At 73.0% G+C, this 19,167-nt stretch carries 13 protein-coding genes and 6 tRNA genes; 11 read left to right on the forward strand and 8 right to left on the reverse strand.

Annotated features, from left to right (window positions below; translation table 11 throughout):
- Positions 1–54 precede the first annotated feature (54 nt).
- Entirely contained in the window at positions 55–615 is a 561-nt protein-coding gene (locus NLU66_RS13065; RefSeq protein WP_259360092.1) for an HIT family protein, read from the reverse strand.
- Positions 612–2,612 carry a threonine--tRNA ligase gene (thrS, locus tag NLU66_RS13070; RefSeq protein ID WP_259360093.1) on the reverse strand — a complete coding sequence of 667 codons (2,001 nt, stop codon included), beginning with the start codon at positions 2,610–2,612 and terminating at the stop codon, positions 612–614. Before thrS ends, NLU66_RS13065 begins: the two co-directional genes overlap by 4 nt.
- Before the next feature lie 322 nt (positions 2,613–2,934).
- Here thrS and NLU66_RS13075 point away from each other — a divergent pair, with 322 nt between their 5' ends.
- Together NLU66_RS13075 and NLU66_RS13080 are read left to right on the forward strand one after the other, a co-directional pair.
- Positions 2,935–4,824 carry a BCCT family transporter gene (locus NLU66_RS13075; RefSeq protein ID WP_259360094.1) on the forward strand — a complete coding sequence of 630 codons (1,890 nt, stop codon included), beginning with the start codon at positions 2,935–2,937 and terminating at the stop codon, positions 4,822–4,824.
- An 82-nt stretch (positions 4,825–4,906) separates the two neighbouring features.
- Positions 4,907–5,614 (forward strand): transporter substrate-binding domain-containing protein, encoded by a 708-nt coding sequence (locus NLU66_RS13080; protein ID WP_259360095.1) that lies wholly within the window; start codon positions 4,907–4,909, stop codon positions 5,612–5,614.
- A 57-nt stretch (positions 5,615–5,671) separates the two neighbouring features.
- Here the strand turns inward: NLU66_RS13080 and NLU66_RS13085 are convergent.
- The 4 genes from NLU66_RS13085 to NLU66_RS13100 form a co-directional block, all read right to left on the reverse strand.
- Positions 5,672–5,743: transfer RNA gene (locus NLU66_RS13085), tRNA-Val, on the reverse strand.
- Between the two features lie 23 nt (positions 5,744–5,766).
- Positions 5,767–5,840 (reverse strand) — tRNA-Cys (locus NLU66_RS13090).
- Positions 5,841–5,907: 67 nt separating this feature from the next.
- A tRNA-Gly gene (locus NLU66_RS13095) sits at positions 5,908–5,983 on the reverse strand.
- Between the two features lie 26 nt (positions 5,984–6,009).
- Positions 6,010–6,081: transfer RNA gene (locus NLU66_RS13100), tRNA-Val, on the reverse strand.
- 287 nt (positions 6,082–6,368) lie between these two features.
- Between NLU66_RS13100 and NLU66_RS13105 the strand changes: the two genes are divergently transcribed.
- The 5 genes from NLU66_RS13105 (at position 6,369) to treZ (ending at position 13,264) form a co-directional block, all read left to right on the forward strand.
- Positions 6,369–6,444: transfer RNA gene (locus tag NLU66_RS13105), tRNA-Gly, on the forward strand.
- 27 nt (positions 6,445–6,471) lie between these two features.
- Positions 6,472–6,546 (forward strand) — tRNA-Val (locus NLU66_RS13110).
- Between the two features lie 139 nt (positions 6,547–6,685).
- A complete protein-coding gene (glgX, locus tag NLU66_RS13115) occupies positions 6,686–8,824 on the forward strand; it encodes a glycogen debranching protein GlgX (protein ID WP_259360096.1) in 2,139 nt (712 codons plus the stop codon).
- 79 nt (positions 8,825–8,903) lie between these two features.
- Positions 8,904–11,447, forward strand: a complete 2,544-nt coding sequence (gene treY, locus NLU66_RS13120) for a malto-oligosyltrehalose synthase (RefSeq protein WP_259360097.1) — start codon at positions 8,904–8,906, stop codon at positions 11,445–11,447.
- Positions 11,444–13,264 carry a malto-oligosyltrehalose trehalohydrolase gene (gene treZ, locus NLU66_RS13125; RefSeq protein WP_259360098.1) on the forward strand — a complete coding sequence of 607 codons (1,821 nt, stop codon included), beginning with the start codon at positions 11,444–11,446 and terminating at the stop codon, positions 13,262–13,264. The genes treY and treZ overlap by 4 nt, the downstream gene beginning before the upstream one ends.
- Before the next feature lie 30 nt (positions 13,265–13,294).
- On the opposite strand, the gene zapE is transcribed toward treZ, so the two are convergent.
- A complete protein-coding gene (zapE, locus tag NLU66_RS13130; RefSeq protein ID WP_259360099.1) occupies positions 13,295–14,338 on the reverse strand; it encodes a cell division protein ZapE in 1,044 nt (347 codons plus the stop codon).
- A gap of 65 nt (positions 14,339–14,403) precedes the next feature.
- On the opposite strand from zapE, the gene NLU66_RS13135 reads away from it, so the two are divergent.
- Positions 14,404–15,156: a dihydrofolate reductase family protein gene (locus tag NLU66_RS13135; RefSeq protein ID WP_259360100.1), complete on the forward strand. Its 753-nt coding sequence runs from the start codon at positions 14,404–14,406 to the stop codon at positions 15,154–15,156.
- A gap of 25 nt (positions 15,157–15,181) precedes the next feature.
- On the opposite strand, the gene NLU66_RS13140 is transcribed toward NLU66_RS13135, so the two are convergent.
- Complete coding sequence (locus NLU66_RS13140; protein ID WP_259360101.1) at positions 15,182–16,537, reverse strand: alpha/beta hydrolase family protein; 1,356 nt, start codon at positions 16,535–16,537, stop codon at positions 15,182–15,184.
- 171 nt (positions 16,538–16,708) lie between these two features.
- On the opposite strand from NLU66_RS13140, the gene msrB reads away from it, so the two are divergent.
- The 3 genes from msrB to NLU66_RS13155 all read left to right on the forward strand — a co-directional run bounded on the left by msrB (position 16,709) and on the right by NLU66_RS13155 (position 19,161).
- Positions 16,709–17,146: a peptide-methionine (R)-S-oxide reductase MsrB gene (gene msrB, locus NLU66_RS13145; protein ID WP_259360102.1), complete on the forward strand. Its 438-nt coding sequence runs from the start codon at positions 16,709–16,711 to the stop codon at positions 17,144–17,146.
- Positions 17,147–17,287: 141 nt separating this feature from the next.
- Positions 17,288–17,914, forward strand: a complete 627-nt coding sequence (locus tag NLU66_RS13150; protein WP_259360103.1) for a DUF3000 domain-containing protein — start codon at positions 17,288–17,290, stop codon at positions 17,912–17,914.
- Positions 17,914–19,161, forward strand: coding sequence for an HRDC domain-containing protein (locus NLU66_RS13155; RefSeq protein WP_259360104.1), 1,248 nt, complete (start codon positions 17,914–17,916; stop codon positions 19,159–19,161). Before NLU66_RS13150 ends, NLU66_RS13155 begins: the two co-directional genes overlap by 1 nt.
- Positions 19,162–19,167: the final 6 nt, after the last annotated feature.

Below are 19,167 nucleotides of genomic sequence, written 5' to 3' on the forward strand. Positions count from 1 at the left end.
CGACCTGTCGCATCGTAGCCCAGCGCCCCGTCCCGCCCGGCGAACGCCCGGCCCTCAGGCGGGCCAGGCCTCGGCGTACATCGCGCGGGTGTCCGCGAGCAGGATCGGCAGCGCCTTGGTGCGGCCCACGACGGGGAGGAAGTTCGCGTCCCCCATCCAGCGCGGCACGACATGCTGGTGCAGGTGCGCGGCGATGCCCGCCCCGGCGACCTCGCCCTGGTTCATGCCGAGGTTGAACCCGGCGGGCGAGGACACCTCGCGCACCACGCGCATCGCGGTCCGCGTGAGGGCGGCGACCTCCGCGACCTCCGCCTCGGTGAGATCCGTGTAGTCCGCGACGTGGCGGTACGGGCACACGAGGAGGTGGCCGGTGTTGTACGGGTACAGGTTGAGGATCACGTACGCCACCTCGCCGCGATGGACGATCAGCGCGTCCTCGTCGCCGCGGCCCGGTGCGGAGCAGAACGGGCACTGCTCGGCGTCGTCCGGGTCCTCGGGCTTGTCCTGGCCGCCGATGTACGCCATCCGGTGCGGGGTCCACAGGCGCTGCGTGGTGTCGGGGACGCCCGCGAAGCCGCGGGCGTCCTCGACGGCGGGCTCGGGGGCCTCGCTCACACCTGCGCCTTGTCGCGGATCGCGGCGACGATCCGCTCGACGGCCTCGTCGACGGGGATGCCGTTGTCCTGGCTGCCGTCGCGCAGGCGGAAGGAGACCGCACCCTTCTCCTGGTCCTCGCCGCCGGCGATGAGCAGGTAGGGGACCTTCTCCTTGGTGTGCGTGCGGATCTTCTTCTGCATGCGGTCGTCGGAGTCGTCGACGACGACGCGCACGCCGCGCTCGCGGAGCTTGGTCGCGATCTCCTCGAGGTAGGGCGCGTACTCGGCGGCGACGGGCACGCCGACCACCTGCACCGGGGACAGCCACACGGGGAACGCGCCCGCGTAGTGCTCCAGGAGCACGCCGAAGAAGCGCTCGATCGACCCGAACAGCGCACGGTGGATCATCACGGGCCGCTGGCGGGAGCCGTCGGTCGCCGTGTACTCGAGCTCGAACAGCTCGGGCTCGAAGAAGTCGAGCTGGATCGTGGAGAGCTGCCAGGTGCGACCGATCGCGTCCTTCGCCTGGACGGAGATCTTGGGGCCGTAGAAGGCGGCGCCGCCCGGATCGGGGACCAGCTCGAGGCCCGACGCGGTGGCGACCTCCTCGAGGGTGCGGGTCGCCTCCTCCCAGGTGGCGTCGTCGCCCACGGACTTCTCGGGGTCGCGGGTGGAGAGCTCGAGGTAGAAGTCGTCGAGCCCGTAGTCGCGCAGGAGATCGAGGACGAAGCCGAGCAGGCTCGTCAGCTCCTCCTTCATCTGCTCCCGGGTGGTGTAGATGTGCGCGTCGTCCTGGGTGAAGCCGCGCGCGCGGGTGAGGCCGTGCACGACGCCGGACTTCTCGTAGCGGTAGACGCTGCCGAACTCGAACAGCCGCAGCGGGAGCTCGCGGTAGGACCGGCCCCGGGAGCGGTAGACGAGGTTGTGCATCGGGCAGTTCATGGGCTTGAGGTAGTAGTCCTGGCCCTGCTTGGTGACGTTGCCGTCGGCGTCCACCTCCTCGTCCACGTGCATCGGGGGGTACATGCCCTCGGCGTACCACTCGAGGTGGCGGGAGGTCTCGAAGAGGTTCTTCTTCGTGATGTGCGGGGTCGAGACGAAGGAGTAGCCGGCCTCGACGTGGCGACGGCGCGAGTAGTCCTCCATCTCCATCTTGATCATGGCGCCCTTGGGGTGGAACACGGGCAGGCCCGAGCCGATCTCGTCCGGGAAGGAGAAGAGGTCCAGCTCGCTGCCCAGGCGACGATGGTCGCGGCGCTCGGCCTCGGCGATCCGCTGCTGGTGCGCCTTGAGCTCGTCCTTGGTGGGCCAGGCGGTGCCGTAGACGCGCTGCAGCATCGGGTTCTTCTCGCTGCCGCGCCAGTAGGCGGCGGCGGAGCGGGTGAGCGCGAAGCCGTTGCCGATGAGCTTGGTGGTGGGCAGGTGGGGGCCGCGGCAGAGGTCCGTCCAGACGACCTCGTCGCGCCGGTTGACGTTGTCGTACATGGTCAGGCCACCGGCGCCCACCTCGACGCTCGCGCCCTCGCCGGCGTCGTCGGCGGTGGACTTCAGGCCGATCAGCTCGAGCTTGTAGGGCTCGGCGGCCTCCTCGGCGCGGGCGGCGTCGTCGCTGATCTCGCGGCGGACGAAGCGCTGGCCCTCCTTGACGATGCGGCCCATCTCCTTCTCGAGCGCCTTGAGCGACTCGGGGGTGAAGGGCTCGGCGACGTCGAAGTCGTAGTAGAAGCCGTCGGTGATGGGCGGTCCGATGCCGAGCTTCGCCTCGGGGTTGACCTTCTGCACGGCCTGCGCGAGCACGTGGGCGGTGCTGTGGCGCAGGATCGAGAGGCCGTCGGGGCTCGAGATGTCGACGCCCTCGACGGTCTGGCCCTCGACGGGCGCCGTGGCGAGGTCGCGCAGCTCGTCGTCGATGCGCAGCGCGACGATCGAGGCGGCGCCCTCGAAGAGCGTCGTGCCCGTGGTCCCCTCCTCGATCCGCTGGGGTGAACCGTCGAGGGTGATGGCGATCTGGGCCACGGGATGCTCCTTGGTGTGCGGGTCGAGCCGGCCGACGATGCCGGCTCCGCGGCCGATGGTATCGGGGAACCGTCTCCGACCACGACCCCGATCCGGGCCGACGGGGCCCTCACCACGCCCGGGACGATGAGACCGGCATCACTCCCCCGGGGTGAATCGGTGCACGTCAGACATGCCCCGGACCGGACCGACCTCCCTTTTCGCCGCTTCTGACCGTTTCGGCCGCCGCTATGGTGGCCAGGAACGACATCCCCGACCCCAGGAAGGAGTCGTCCCTCCTCCGGCCGATCCCCGATCGCGGCCGCCCGAGGCGACGTTCCCCATGAGTCAGAACACACAGACGACCAAGGAGCTCCTCGACGATCTCCGCGACGCGAAGCCACGGCGCAGACGGAAGCACACCCAGGGCACCGACCGCATCGTGTTCGGCGTCGCCGCCGTCCTCGCGATCGCCTTCGTGATCTGGGGACTCGTCTCCCCCGCCGGCCTCGGCGCGGTCGCGGACAGCGCCCTCGCGGGGGTCATCGGCAACTTCGGCTGGCTGTACGTCATCGCCGCCTCCGTCTTCACGATCTTCGTGCTCGTCGTCGCGTTCTCGCGCTTCGGCCGCATCCCGCTGGGCCGTGACGGCGAGGAGCCGCAGTTCAAGACCGCCTCGTGGATCTCCATGATGTTCGCGACCGGCATGGGCATCGGCCTCATCTTCTACGGTGTGGGCGAGCCGCTGTTCTTCTACATGTCCCCGCCGCCGGGCACCGTCGAGGCGCAGACCCCCGAGGCGATGACCACCGCCATGGGCACGACGCTCTTCCACTGGACCCTGTACCCGTGGGCCATGTACGCGATCGTGGGCCTCGGCATGGCCTACGGCACCTACCGCCTGGGCCGCGCCCAGCTGTTCTCCGCGATGTTCGCCTCGATCTTCGGCGAGCGGGTCTCCGAGGGCGTGGGCGGCCGCATCATCAACATCCTCGCGATCCTCGCGACGCTGTTCGGCTCCGCCTGCTCGCTGGGCCTCGGCGCCCTCCAGATCGGCGGCGGCATCACCTCCACCGGCCTGATGGAGAAGGTGACCTCCCCGGTCCTCGTCCTCATCATCGCGGTCCTCACCGCGTGCTTCGTGGCCTCCGCGGTCTCCGGCATCGAGAAGGGCATCCAGCTCCTCTCCAACACCAACATGGTGCTCGCCGTGGTCCTCGCGGTCATCGTCTTCATCGGCGGCCCGACCCTCTTCATCCTCAACGTCATCCCGAACGCCGTGGGCGGCTTCATCGACCAGCTCCCGCAGATGGCCTCGCGCACCGCGGCCGCCGGAGACGAGTCGCTCGCCGAGTGGATGAGCAGCTGGACCGTCTTCTACTGGGCCTGGTGGGTCTCCTGGTGCCCCTTCGTGGGCCTGTTCATCGGCCGCATCTCCCGCGGCCGCACGATCCGCCAGTTCGTGGTCGGCGTGCTGCTGGTCCCGTCGGTCGTCTCCCTGCTGTGGTTCTCGATCTTCGGCGGCGGTGCGATCGGCATCCAGGAGCGCGCCGAGCGCGCCCAGGACGAGGGCTCGATGCTCTCGAAGGTCGTGGACGGCGTGCCGGACATCAACTTCGACACGATCCTGTTCTCGACCCTCGACGCGCTGCCCGTCCCCGGCGTCGTGACCATCATCCTCATGGTCCTGGCCGTGGTGCTCGTGGCGATCTTCTTCATCACCGGCGCGGACTCCGCCTCCATCGTCATGGGCGGCCTCTCCGAGCACGGCGCGGAGGAGCCCACCCGCAAGGCGGTCGTCTTCTGGGGCGTCGCGACCGGCGCCGTCGCGGCGATCATGCTGCTGGCCGGCGGTGACGAGCCGGCTGAGGCCCTCAACGGCCTGAAGAACATCACGATCGTGTCCTCGCTGCCGTTCGTCCTGGTCATGCTGCTGCTGTGCGTGGCGATCTGGAAGGACCTCTCGAAGGACCCGCTCATGATCCGCAACCGCCTCGCGCGGCACGTGCTCGAGGACGCGGTCGAGTCCGCGATCGACGAGCACGACGGCGAGCCCTTCGCCCTGCACACGGTCGAGGCCGTGGTCGAGGTGACGCCGGAGGACGCGAAGCGTCTGGCCGACGGTCGCTCGGCGACGCCGGCCTCCTCCTCCGCGGAGGCGGCGTCGTCCGCGGCCGCGGAGCCGATCGCCGACGCGGACCCGTCCGCCGAGGACGGCCCCGCGCGGGCCTGACCGCCCCCGCTCCGCCGCGAGCCCCGGACCTCCTCGAGGTCCGGGGCTCGTCCCGTCCCGGGCCCCGGCCTAGGGTCGTGTCGTGGACGACGGGCGGAGAACGGACAGCGCACCGCTGCGAGCGGTCATCAACCTCGGCAACGCCGTGCTCGCGCACGGCGACCCGGAGGACCCGCGCGGCGTGAGCGTCGACCTCGCGCGGGAGCTCGGCCGCCGGGCCGGCCGCACGGTGGAGCTGCGGGCGGTGACCGCCGCCCGTGACGCCGTGGAGGCCCTTGAGGCGGGCGCGGCGGATCTCGGCTTCCTCGCCCACGACCCCGACCGGTCCCGGACGCTCGCCTTCACGGATCCCTACGTGATGATCGAGGGATGCTTCGCCGTCCCGGGGGCCGCACCGGCGACGGTCGCCGACGAGGCCGACCGCCCGGGGCTCCGCATCGGCACCAAGCGGGGCTCCGCGCTGCACCTGCATCTCGCGCGCACGGTCGGCAACGCCGAGCTGGTCCCCCTCCCCGAGCACCCGCTGCCGGGCGAGGATCCGGCGCTCGACGTGATCACGGGGATCCGGGAGCCGCTCACGGCCGCGCTCCGGGACGCCCCCGGCTGGCGCCTGCTCGAGCCCGCTTTCCTGCGGATCCCGCAGTGCGTGGCCGTCCCTGCGGCGACGCCCGCGGCGGACCTGGACGCGCTGTCGGGCACCGTGCGCGAGCTGCTCGACTCCGGCTTCGTGGCGCGGTCCCTCGTCGCCGACGGCCGACCGCCGGAGCTCGCGGCGACTCCCGCCCGCTGACCCCGGACGCGGACGAGCCCCCGGCCGGGATGACTCCCGGCCGGGGGCTCGTGTCGGTGGGCGATACTGGGATCGAACCAGTGACCTCTTCCGTGTCAGGGAAGCGCGCTACCGCTGCGCCAATCGCCCGCTCCGCGTCCCAGGGGACGCGGTGGAGGTGGGTACGGGATTCGAACCCGTGTACACGGCTTTGCAGGCCGTTGCCTCGCCTCTCGGCCAACCCACCGCGGGGTGCGGTGCACCCGCGATACGGAGACGGCGCGTCCGACGATTCGTCGGGCGCGCCGTCCCTGTGGAGCGGACGACGGGACTCGAACCCGCGACCCTCACCTTGGCAAGGTGATGCTCTACCAACTGAGCCACGTCCGCAGTGCGGGATCCACAGGGATCCTGCGTGGGCGATACTGGGATCGAACCAGTGACCTCTTCCGTGTGAAGGAAGCGCGCTACCCCTGCGCCAATCGCCCTCGGGGGCCTGCTCTCTCGAGCGGACCTGGAACAGCCTACACGCTCCTCGACGAGGTCCGGACCAGATCCGATGTGACCTACGTCGTCACGACGCCCCTCCCGCTCGCCGCTCCCGTCGGTCCCGGGGCGCATCCGGTGGCGAGCCCGCCGGCTCCGCGGGGACAGCGTGGGCGCGGCGCAGGCGGGGCGACGGCGCGGGACGGTGACCTCGGCCACGACCGGGCCCCTCGGTTTGCCTCGACCCGCAGGTCGGTCTAATGTTGCTCTTCGTCGGCCTGGCCGATGTGCGGACGTGGCTCAGTTGGTAGAGCATCACCTTGCCAAGGTGAGGGTCGCGGGTTCGAGTCCCGTCGTCCGCTCCATCCCTCCCCCGCGCCCCAGGGCGCACCGGGCGATTGGCGCAGCGGTAGCGCGCTTCCCTGACACGGAAGAGGTCACTGGTTCGATCCCAGTATCGCCCACCACCCGAAGGCCCCGGCTCATGCCGGGGCCTTCGTCGTCCCCGGCCTTCCCCGCGCCGCCTCCGGTCACGACTCGGCGGCGGAACCGACCAGGAGTGCGGCTCACGGGAGTTCCCCGGTCGCGTGCCGCTAGCCTGTGCCCATGCAGATCTGGCCCGGTCAGTCGTATCCCCTGGGAGCCACGTTCGACGGCTCCGGCACCAACTTCGCCCTGTTCTCGGAGGCCGCCGAGCGCGTGGAGCTGTGCCTGCTCGACGACGCGGGCACCGAGACGCGCATCGAGCTCACCGAGGTCGACGCCTTCGTCTGGCACGTCTACCTGCCCGCGGTGCAGCCCGGGCAGCGCTACGGCTACCGCGTGCACGGCCCCTTCGACCCGGCCGCCGGCCTGCGCTGCGATCCCAGCAAGCTCCTGCTGGACCCGTACGCGAAGGCGATCTCGGGGATGGCCAGCAACCATCCCTCGCTGTACAGCTACGACTTCGAGGACCCCGAGGCGCGCAACACGGAGGACTCCGCGGCGCACACGATGCACTCGGTCGTCGTCTCCCCCTACTTCGACTGGGGCAGCGACCACTCCCCCGCCCACGAGTACCACGACACCGTGATCTACGAGGCGCACGTCAAGGGCCTGACGATGCTCCACCCCGACGTCGACGAGTCCATCCGCGGCACCTACGTCGCCATGGGGCACCCCGCGATCATCGAGCACCTCACCGAGCTCGGGGTCACCGCCGTCGAGCTCATGCCCGTGCACCAGTTCGTGCAGGACGGCCACCTCGTCGAGAAGGGGATGCGCAACTACTGGGGCTACAACACCATCGGCTTCTTCGCGCCCCACAACGAGTACGCCTACGCCGGGGACCGGGGCCAGCAGGTCCAGGAGTTCAAGACCATGGTCAAGAACCTCCACGCGGCCGGCATCGAGGTCATCCTCGACGTGGTCTACAACCACACCGCCGAGGGCAACCACATGGGCCCCACCCTGTCCTTCCGCGGCATCGACAACGCGTCCTACTACCGCCTCGTGGAGGAGGACAGGGCGCACTACTACGACACCACGGGCACCGGGAACTCCCTGCTCATGCGCACCCCGCACGTGCTGCAGCTGATCATGGACTCGCTGCGCTACTGGGTCACCGAGATGCACGTGGACGGCTTCCGCTTCGACCTCGCCTCGACGCTCGCCCGCGAGCTGCACGAGGTGGACCGGCTCTCCGCGTTCTTCGACATCATCCAGCAGGACCCGATCATCTCCCAGGTCAAGCTCATCGCGGAGCCCTGGGACCTCGGCGAGGGCGGCTACCAGGTGGGCGGCTTCCCGCCGCTGTGGTCGGAGTGGAACGGTCGCTTCCGCGACACGGTGCGCGACTTCCACCGCTCCGAGGCCGGGATGATCGGCGAGTTCTCCTCCCGCCTGGCCGGCAGCTCGGACCTCTACCAGCACACCGGGCGCACCCCCATCGCCTCGATCAACTTCGTCACCGCCCACGACGGCTTCACGCTGCGCGACCTCGTCTCCTACAACGAGCGCCACAACGAGGCCAACGGCGAGGGCGGCAACGACGGCGAGTCCCACAACCGCTCCTGGAACTCGGGCGCGGAGGGGCCGACGGACGACCGCTCGGTGCTCGACCTCCGCCTGCGCCGCGCGAAGAACCTCATGGCGACGCTGCTCGTCAGCCAGGGGGTCCCGATGATCCTGCACGGTGACGAGATGGGCCGCACCCAGGGCGGCAACAACAACACCTACTGCCAGGACGACGAGATCTCCTGGATGCACTGGGAGCTCGAGCCGGACCAGATGGACATGCTCTGGTTCACGCAGCGGACGATCGCCCTGCGCCGCGAGCACCCGATCTTCCGCCGTCGCCGGTTCCTGCAGGGCGTGGTGCGCGAGGGCTCCGCCTCGAGCCTCCCCGACGTGCAGTGGATCGGCACCGACGGCGCGCCCATGACGGACGAGGACTGGAACGCCGCGGAGAACAAGTGCCTCACGGTGTTCCTCAACGGCTCCGCGATCCCGGAGCCCGACGCACGCGGCGCCCAGATCGTCGACGACTCCGCCCTGCTGCTGTTCAACGCCTCCGGGAACGGGGTCGAGTTCACGCTCCCGGGCGAGGACCACGGCCCCGTGTGGACCACCGTCCTCGGCACCGACGGCGAGGACGAGGTGGACGCCGAGCTGGCCGCGGGGACCACGATCACGCGCCCCGCGCACTCGATGCTGCTGCTCATGCGGCCGGCGATCGAGGGCCCCGCCGGCACGGACCAGGGCTGAGACCGCCCGCACGGCTGAGGAGCGCTCCCCGGCACCGGGCCGGGGAGCCGCCGGACCATCGATCCCCGGGAGGCACATCGTGACCACCGCCCATCGCACCGGAGCCGTCCCCGCCGTGGACCGTCCGGCACCGCCCACCTCGACCTACCGCCTGCAGCTGCACGCGGGGTTCACGGCCGACGACGCCGCCGCGCTCGTGCCCTATCTCGCGCGGCTCGGGGTGGGCCACGTGTTCTGCTCCCCCGTGCTGCAGGCCGCCCCCGGGTCGATGCACGGCTACGACGTCGTCGACCACCGTCGCGTCTCGGAGGAGATCGGCGGGGAGGAGGCGCTGCGCCGGCTCGCGGCCGCCGCCCACGACCACGGGATGGGGCTGATCGTCGACGTGGTCCCGAACCACATGGCGATCCCGACGCCGATCTGGCACAACCACGCCCTGTGGTCCGTGCTGCGGGACGGCCCCGCCTCCCCCTTCGCCGACTGGTTCGACCTCGACCCCGCCGGGCAGGGGATCCTCGTGCCCGTGCTCGGGCGGCCCATCGGCTCCGTGCTCGCCGACGGCGAGCTCTCCGTCGGGACCGCGATGATCCCCCAGGGCGACGGCAGCGCCCGCGAGGAGCAGGTGCTGCGCTACGTCGACCACGTCCTGCCGCTCGCGGCGGGCACCGAGCACCTGGGCCTCGCCGATCTCCTCGAGCGCCAGTGGTACCGCCTCGCGTACTGGAAGGTCGCGGACGACGAGCTGAACTACCGCCGCTTCTTCGACGTGGACACCCTCGCAGCGATCCGGGTCGAGCTGCCCGAGGTCTTCGAGGCCACGCACGCGACGCTGCTGCGGCTGCAGGGCGAGGGCGTGATCGACGGCTACCGCATCGACCACCCCGACGGCCTCGCGGACCCCCGTGGGTACCTGCGGGACCTCGAGGCGGCGAGCGGGGCCGCCTGGACCGTCGTGGAGAAGATCCTCGAGGGCGAGGAGACCCTGCCCGGGGACATGCCGTGCGACGGGACGACGGGCTACGACGCCCTGCGGCGGGTGGGCGGGCTGTTCCACGACCCGCGCGGCGCGCTCGGGCTCACCCAGCTCTGGCAGCGGATGACCGGCGACCAGCGCAGCTTCGACCAGGTCGCGGAGGAGTCGACCCGGCTCGTCGTGTCCACGAGCCTGTGGGCGGAGATCGAGCGGCTCACCTCCCTCATCCACCGGATCTGCCAGGAGGACATCCGCCTGCGCGACACGACCCGGCGCAACCTCCAGAAGGTCGTCGTCGCGCTGCTGGGCTCGATGGACCGCTACCGCGCGTACATCGTGCCCGGGGAGCCCGCGCCGGGCGCCGAGCGGGCCGTGATCGAGCACGCCGCCGCGCGCGCCCGGATCGCGCTCGGGGAGGACGAGGACGTCGTCGCGGCGCTCGAGCTGGTCGTCGCCCTGGTGTGCGGCGACGAGGTGGGCAGCGCAGGACGCACGGCGAGCGCCGACCGCGCCGAGGTGGTGGTGCGCTTCGCGCAGACCTGCGGGCCCGTCCACGCGAAGGCCCACGAGGACACCGCCTTCTACCGCTATCCGCGCTTCCTGCCCGTCACGGAGGTCGGTGCGGACCCGGACCGAATCGGGGTGGAGCCGGACGACCTCCACGACCACGCCCTGATGATGGTCCGCACCCGCCCGGACTCCATGACCACGCTGTCCACCCATGACACGAAGCGCAGCGAGGACGTCCGCGCCCGGCTCGCGGTGCTCACGGAGGCGCCGCTCGACTGGGCGGTGACGGTGCAGGCGCTCGAGCAGGCGACCGCCGGATCCCGCGGCGACCGGGTGGACGGCGCGATCGCGCTGCTGCTGTGGCAGGTGCTCGCGGCGTGCTGGGACCTGCCCGGGGCGGATGCCCCGCGGATCACCGAGGAGCGCCTCGCCGGCTATCTCGAGAAGGCGATGCGCGAGGCGAAGACCCGCACCAGCTGGACCGAGCCGGATCCGGCCTACGAGCAGGAGGTCCAGGACCTCGCGCGGGCGGCGCTCGCCTCCCCCGAGGTGGACGCGATCCTCTCCGACTGGACCCGCCGGACCCTCCCCGCCCAGCGGGCCGCGATCCTGGGCCAGAAGCTCGTCCAGCTCACGATGCCGGGCGTGCCGGACGTCTACCAGGGCAACGAGACCGTGGACCTGTCCCTCGTGGATCCCGACAACCGCCGTCCCGTCGACCACGCGGCCCATGCGGCGCGGCTCGAGCGGATGATCGAGGGCGCCGGCGCCGACGGCGTGGGTGACGAGAAGCTCTGGCTCACGCACCGCGCGCTGGGCCTGCGCCGGGAGCGGCCGGAGCTCTTCGCCGGCCGCCATGCCGCCTACCGTCCGCTGCCGACCACCACCTCCCACGCCGTCGCCTTCGGCCGGGGCGTCGACGAGGGGCCCCTCGAGGCGGTCACGGTCGCCACCCGTCTCGCGCACGGTCTCGCCCAGCGCGGCGGCTGGGGCGATGCGCGGCTCTCCCTGCCCGAGGGCCGCTGGCGGGATCTGCTCAGCGGGCGGTCGATGGACGGCGGACTCGTGCCGCTGCGGGAGCTGCTCGAGGAGCTGCCCGTCGCCCTGCTGGTCCGCGAGGCGGAGGGGGCGGGACGATGACCCGCACGCCGCCGCCCGTCTCCCACGATCTCGCCGGGGGGCACGCGATCTGGGCGCCGTCGGCCGAGCACGTCGAGATCCGCCGCGACGGCGAGGTCTGCTCCCTGCGACGGGACGAGCGGGGCTGGCACACGCTGCCGGACTCCCCCGCCCGCCCCGGCGAGCGCTACGCCTTCCGGCTGGACGGGGACGGACCCTGGATCCCCGATCCGCGCTCGCTGTCCCAGCCCGACGGCGTCCACGGCGAGAGCGAGGTCGTCGACCTCGCCGCGCTCGGCACCCTCGCCGCGGAGGGCTCCCCCTGGGAGGGTCGCCCGCTGCGGGGACGCGTCCTGTACGAGCTGCACGTGGGGACCTTCACCCCCGGACCGGACGGCCGCGGCGGCACCCTGGACTCCGCGATCGACCGTCTGGACGAGCTCGTGGAGCTCGGGGTGGACGCGGTCGAGCTCATGCCGCTCGCGGCCTTCCCCGGGGACCGCGGCTGGGGCTACGACGGCGTGGGGCTCTACGCCGTGCACGCCGCGTACGGGGGTCCCGAGGCCCTCGCCCGCTTCGTCGCCGCCGCGCACCGGCGCGGGATCGCCGTGCTGCTCGACGTGGTGTTCAACCACCTGGGGCCCGCCGGCAACTACCTCGGCCTGCAGGGCCCCTACTTCACCGACCGCCACCACACGCCCTGGGGCGAGGCCGTGAACCTCGACCAGCCGGGGTCGCCGGAGGTCCGGGCGTTCCTGATCGGCGCCGCCCACCAGTGGCTCGTGGGGATGGGCCTGGACGGACTGCGGCTGGACGCCGTGCACGAGCTGCACGACGACTCCGCGCTCCCCTTCCTCGCCGAGCTCGCGCGCGCCGTGGAGGGCTGGGAGCGCGAGGTCGGCCGTCCCCTGCTCCTGGTCGCCGAGTCCGACCGCAACGACCCGGCGACCGTGAGCCCGGTCGCGCGCGGCGGCCTCGGCATGGACATGCAGTGGGCGGACGACGTCCACCACGGCGTCCACGCCTGGATCACCGGGGAGCGGGAGGGCTACTACGGGGACTTCGGCTCCGCCGAGGTGCTCGCGACGGTCCTGACGCGGGTGTTCCTCCATGCCGGCGGCTACTCGAGCTTCCGCGGGCAGGACTGGGGCGCCCCCGTCGACCCGGCCTCGGCGGACTACGACGCCCGCTCCTTCGTCACCTTCCTCCAGGACCACGACCAGGTGGGCAACCGCGCCGCCGGGGACCGCATCCACCACGGCCTGGACCCGCGGCGGCATGCCGCGGCGGCCGCGCTGATCCTCCTGGGACCGGGCACCCCGATGCTGTTCCAGGGTGAGGAGTGGGCCGCCTCGACCCCCTTCGCCTACGTCACCGACCACGACGAGGAGCTGGGCCGCCTCGTCACCGCGGGCCGCACCGAGGAGTTCTCGCGGATGGGCTGGGCGGAGGAGGTCCCCGACCCGCAGGACCGCGCCACCTTCACCGCCTCGATCCTGCGCTGGGAGGAGCGCTCCCGGGACGAGCACGCGCGGATGCTCGCGTGGTACCGCACGCTGATCGGCCTGCGCCGCGACCTGCCCGCCCTGCGCGACCCCGATCTGCGGGCGACGAGCGTCGAGGTGCTCGCCGAGGAGACCGTGCTCCTGCGCCGCGGCGACGTCGCCGTGCTCGCCCACCGGGGTGAGGGCCGCGCGGCCCTCCCGGTCCCCGGTGAGGTGCTCGCCCGCTTCGGCGAGCCGCTCCGTGAGGCCGACGGGGCCGACGCCGGAGGGGCCGACGGCACCGAGGGGACGGGGCTCGACGGCCCGGGCGTCCTCGTGGTGCGCACCGCCTGAACCGCCGGCACCCCGGGGCCCTGGCCCGGCTCAGCGCGCCGCGGGCTCCTCGGCGAGGGCGAGCCCGTCGTGGGCGAGCGAGGCGAGCCGCGAGAGCGAGCGGTAGTACTTCTTGCGGTAGCCGCTGCGCAGCAGCTCCTCGGTGAACAGGGTCGGCACCACGCCGGCGTCGTCCTCCGCGGAGAGCAGCATCGGCACCTCCCGGTCGTAGAGCCGGTCCACGAGGACGACGAAGCGCAGCGCATGGTGGTGATGGCTGAGCACGTGCAGCCCGGTCACGTGCGCCGCGGTCACCTCGTCGATGAGGGCGCCGTAGCGGGAGGGGTGCAGGGTCGCGAGGTGGTCGAGCAGGTCGTCGAAGGAGTCGAGGGTCGCGCCCTCCCGGGCCGCGGCGTGCTCGCGCACCCGATCGGCCGGGAGCGCCGCGATCTCGCGGATCCCGTCCCGGCGCCGGTAGTCCTCGCCGTCGATGCGCAGGACGTCGAAGCGCTCGGACATGGAGCGGATCTCGCGCAGGAAGTCCTGGGCCGCGAAGCGTCCCTCGCCGAGCGCCTCCGGCAGGGTGTTCGAGGTCGCCGCGACCGCGACGCCCCGGTCGGAGAGCTCACGGATCAGGCGGGTCATGAGCAGCGTGTCGCCGGGGTCGTCGAGCTCGAACTCGTCGATGCACACGAGGACGCTCTCGCCCAGCAGGTCCACGGCCCGCTGGAAGCCGAGCGCCCCCACGAGATCCGTGTACTCCACGAAGGTCCCGTAGACCCGCTCGCCGGGCACCGCGTGGAAGAGGGACGTCAGCAGGTGGGTCTTGCCCACGCCGAAGCCGCCGTCGAGGTAGATGCCGCGCGCCTCGGCGCTCTGGCGGCGCAGCCGAGAGAGCAGGCCGGCCTTCCGCGGGCGGGAGAGCGCCGCGGCGAACGCCGTGATCCGCTCCTTGGCCTGCTGCTGGGAGGGGTGCTCGGGGTCCGGGCGATAGGTCTCCAGACGCGCCTGCGCGAACCGGGGCGGCGGCACCAGGTCCGCGAGGAGGCGGTCCAGGGTGGGCTCGGGGCGGCGGTCGGCGAGGGCAGCGGTCACGCGGGCCAGTGTAGGGGCGCGCGGGACCTGTCCCGGTCCACGGCGAGGTGCGGGATGATCGGGGCATGAGCTCCCTGCAGCTGGTCCGGCGCGACGGCGCCCTCCTCCCCCGCCCCCTCCGGATCGACGACGACGCCGCCGGGGCGCGCGCGCTCGCCGAGCTGTACGCGCCGCCAACCGGCCGCACGAGCATGCGCGCCATGATGAACACGACGATCGACGGCTCCGTGACCGGGGCCGACGGCACGAGCGGCCCGCTGCGCAATCCCGACGACTCGCTCGTCTTCGGCGTGCTGCGCGCCCTCGCGGACGTCGTGCTCGTGGGCGCGGGAACCGTGCGGGCCGAGGACTACACGCACCCGGCCGAGGACGCGCACCTCACCGGCGGGGGTCATCGACCGGGCGGTGCGCGCACCCCCGTGCTCGCCGTGCTCTCCACGACCGGTGAGCTGCCGGACGGTCTGGACGAGCACTGGCCGCTGCTGCTCCTCACCCCGCCGACGGGCCTCGACGCCGCCCGGGAGAGGTCGGGGCTGCCGGCCGAGCAGGTGCTCCCCGCCGCCGGCGCGGTCGAGGCGCTCGACGTCCTCGCCGGGCGCGGGCTCCTCGCGATCCAGGCGGAGGGCGGCCCCGGCACCCTGGGCACGCTCGCCGCCGCGGGACGGCTCGACGAGCTGTGCTTCTCGGTCACGGCGCGCACGGTGGGAGGGAGCTCGCCGCACGTGATCGACGGGGCGCCCCGCGATCAGCGCTGGACGCTGGACTCGCTGCTGCTCGGCGAGGAGGCGATGATCCCGCGCTGGCGGCGACGGGATTGAGCGCTCCCCGGTCTCCCGGGTCCGCTCAGACCCGCGTGCCGACCGACTGCGGCAGCGGCGGCGAGGCGGGGTCCCGCAGCGGGAGCTCGAGCGCGCCGACGTCGACCCCGAGATCGAGCGTGTCCACGAGGAACTCGGCGAGGATCCGCTCCCAGCGGCCGGGGTCCCGGTTCCACTCGCGGGTGTGGGACGCGCCCTCGAAGGGCTCGAAGCGCACGAGGTCCGGGAGCAGCGCGGCGAGCCGGCGGCTGGGGGCGGGCGGCACCGTCGCGTCGTCCAGCGCGTGGAAGAGCAGCGTGGGATGGCGCAGGGTGCGGCCGTAGAAGTCGGGGGTCATCTCGGCGAGCGCGAGCGGCTCGTGGAGACGCACGATGCGCGCGCCCCGGTTCGAGGTCATCATCCACAGCGCGAGCCTGCGCATGGGCCGCGGGGCCTTGAGCGCCGTCGCGTGGTAGATGAGGATGTCCTGCCAGTCCACGGCCGGGGAGTCGAGCACGAGCGCCGCGATCGCCTCGCGGTGCGCGGAGCGCACGGAGGTGCGCAGGACGATGCCGCCGCCCATCGAGAAGCCCATGAGCACGATGCGCCGGGCACCGTTCGCGAGCGCGTACTCGATCGCCGCCTCGGTGTCCTCCCACTCGTCCGAGCCGAGGTGGTACATGCTGTCGGCGGAGGCCGGGCCGCCGGCGTCGTTGCGGTAGGTGATCGCGAGCGTCGTGAGCCCCAGGCGGTGCAGGAGCGGGATGCTGCGCAGCGACTCGCCGCGGGTCGAGCCGTGGCCGTGCACGAAGATCGCCCAGGTGTCGGCGTTGCCCGGGGCGGAGCCCGCCGCCTCGTCCGGCCGCACCAGCCACGCCGGCATGTACCCCACCGGCGAGTCGACCTGGACGTCCTCGGTGGGCAGGCCGTGGGCCGTCCACGGGGTGCCCGCCCAGAAGAAGCCGTTGACGTTGGTGCGCGCGACCTGGAGCGGGGCGTCCGTGTCCCGCGCGAGCACGGGACGGGCGACGGTGCGCGGCGTCGGGCGTCCCTCCACGGGGCCCAGCCGGAGGTGCACGCCGCCCCCGCCCTGGCGCAGGGCGAGGTACCCGGCCCGGCGCGACTCCGAGGACTCGTCGAGGTGGACGCGGTCCGGGAAGACGGCGCGGACCGCGAGATCGGGCCGCTGGCGGATCCCCATCTGGGGCACGAGCGGGAGCCGCGCCATGACCCGCGCGCCGAGGGCGAGCAGCCCGGCGCTGAGGGCGAAGGCCCCGGCGGCGCCGATCCCTCCGACGACCGCGGCGTCCGCCCAGCGGATGTGCGGGAGCAGGGAGGTGCGGTGCTCCTGGGGGGCCTGCTCACGGTGGCGGAGGGTGGTCCCGGAGGTGTCGCGGCTCATGCCCAGCAGTCTAGACATCGGCCTAGGATCGAGTCAGGGCGCCCGCTGGGAGCGATCGGCCCCGACCTGCACGTCCTCGACCTCGTGCGCACGGCCGGTCCCGCTCCCCCGGAGCCGCCCCACGGCGCTCCCACCGCCCGCCGCGACCGCTCCCGCAGATCGGAGGACCCCGTGTCCCATCAGCCCATCGGATCCCGTCCCTATCCCGTGGCCATCAGCCAGGAGGAGTGGCGCGAGCGCCTCGACCCCGCCGCGTACCAGGTGCTGCGCGAGGGCGCCACGGAGCGCCCCTTCACGGGCGAGTACGAGGAGGTCCGCGAGGCCGGCACCTACGCCTGCCGCGCCTGCGGCGCCGAGCTGTTCACCGCCGAGACCCAGTTCGACGCGCACTGCGGATGGCCCGCCTTCTACGCCCCCGCGGACTCCGACGCCGTCGAGCTCCTCGAGGACACGTCGCTGGGCATGCGACGCGTCGAGGTCCGCTGCGCCCGCTGCGGCTCGCACCTGGGCCACGTCTTCGAGGGCGAGGGCTTCCCCACCCCGACGGACGAGCGGTACTGCATCAACTCGGTGAGCCTCGTCCACTCCGACGACGCCGCCGGCGCCTGAGCCGGATCGGTGCCGGGACCTCGCCTCCGCGGCCGGGCCCGGCGCCGCTCCCGTGACCGCGAGCAGGACCGCGGGAGCCGGTTCCCCGGCGGGCGGCGCGCCTGCGCCGTGCGCCCGGTGCGTCCGGATACGCTCCCACGCGTGTCCGTGCATCGATTCCGTCCCGGCGACGACGCCTTCCGCTCCGCCGTCGCGGCGATGACCGCCACCGCGCTGCGCCCCGAGCTGGAATGGCGGGAGATCCCCGCCCCCTCCCGCATGGCGCCCTCCGCGTGGGCGGCGACCGCGGAGATCGTGGTCCACGACGAGGAGCTCGCGAGCGGGCGCCTGGTCATCCTCCACGACCCCGAGGGCCAGGAGGCCTGGGACGGCACAGTGCGCATGGTCGCGCTGGTGCAGGCGCAGCTCGAGCCCGAGTTCGCGATCGAGTCGATGCTCGGCGACGTCGCCTGGTCCTGGGTCACCGAGTCCCTCGAGCTGCACGAGGCCGAGTCCCGCGAGCTGGGCTGCACGGCGACCCGCGTGGTCTCGCAGTCCTACGGCTCCCTCGCCTCGCGCCCCTCGACGGTCGACGTCGAGATGCGTGTCTCGTGGACCCCGGCCGGCGAGGACCTCGCCCCGCACTTCGACGCCTGGACCGCGATGCTCGCCGCCGCGGGGGGCCTGCCGCCCGCCCCGGCGCGCGTCGCCCCGATCGCCCCGAGCCACCGGGCGCGCGCACCCCGCTCCCCGGGCTCCCCCAGCACTGCCCCCTCCCCAGGAGAATGATGACCGGTCCCGTCCGCGACCAGACCACCCCGGACCCCGCGGCCGAGGACGCCGAGCGCCCCGCCCCGACCCCGCTCACCGCGCCGCGGGACGGCCTCGTGCCCGTCATCGACCGGATCCAGCCGCTCCTCGCCTGGTGCGAGGCCGCGGCGAGCGCCCCCGACGAGCCCGTCGCGGTGGACGCCGAGCGCGCCTCGAGCTACCGCTACAGCTCGCGCGCCTATCTCGTCCAGCTGCGCACCGAGGCCGCGGGCACCGCGCTCATCGACCCGCTCGCCTTCACGATGCCCTCGACACTCCCCATGCTCCTCGCGGAGCGCGAATGGGTCCTCCACGCGGCGGGCCAGGACCTCCCGAGCCTCGCCGAGCTGGGCCTGCGTCCCGGCTCCCTCTTCGACACCGAGCTCGCCGCCCGCCTGCTGGGCATGGAGCGTGTGGGCCTCGGCGCGGTCGTCGAGGACACCCTCGGTCTCTCGCTGGCCAAGGAGCACTCCGCCGCGGACTGGTCCAAGCGTCCGCTCCCGGAGAGCTGGCTCGTCTACGCGGCGCTCGACGTCGAGGTCCTCGTCGAGGTGCGGGACGTGCTCGCGGCGCGCCTGCGCGAGGCGGGCAAGGAGCAGTGGGCCCGCGAGGAGTTCGCCCACGAGGCGACCCGGGAGCAGGGCCCCACCCGCTCCTCGAGCTGGCGGGGACTGCACGGCATCGGCGGGCTGCGATCGACCAGGCAGCTCGCGGCAGCGCGCGCGATGTGGGAGCGTCGCGACGAGATCGCCTCCCGCGAGGACCTCTCCCCGCACCGGGTCATCAAGGACCGCGACATCGTCGCGGCGGCCAAGGAGTCCCCACGCGGCCGTGAGGCCTTCGACCGCTCGCTGCCCGCGCCGCTGCGCAAGAAGGACACCTGGTGGAAGGCGGCCCGCTCGGGCCTCGACCTCCCCGCCGCGCACCTGCCCGACCGCTCCGAGGCGTCCTACCCCCCGCCCCACAAGCTGTGGTCGAAGAAGTACCCCGAGGTCTGGGAGCGGTACCAGCTGCTGCGCACGGCCGTCGGCGAGCGGGCGGAGGAGCTGCAGGTGCCCACCGAGAACCTCCTCCAGCCGGGCGTGCTGCGCACCTGGACCTGGGAGCACGATACCCCGGGCGACGTCGCCCAGGTCCAGGAGGAGCTGCTCGCCCTCGGGGCGAGGCCGTGGCAGGTCGAGCTGGCCGCGCCGGTGATCCGAGGGGCGCTCGTCGAGCAGGCCTGAGCCCGC

Source organism: Brachybacterium sp. NBEC-018, from assembly GCF_024860185.1.
GTDB classification, from domain to species: Bacteria; Actinomycetota; Actinomycetes; order Actinomycetales; family Dermabacteraceae; genus Brachybacterium; species Brachybacterium rhamnosum.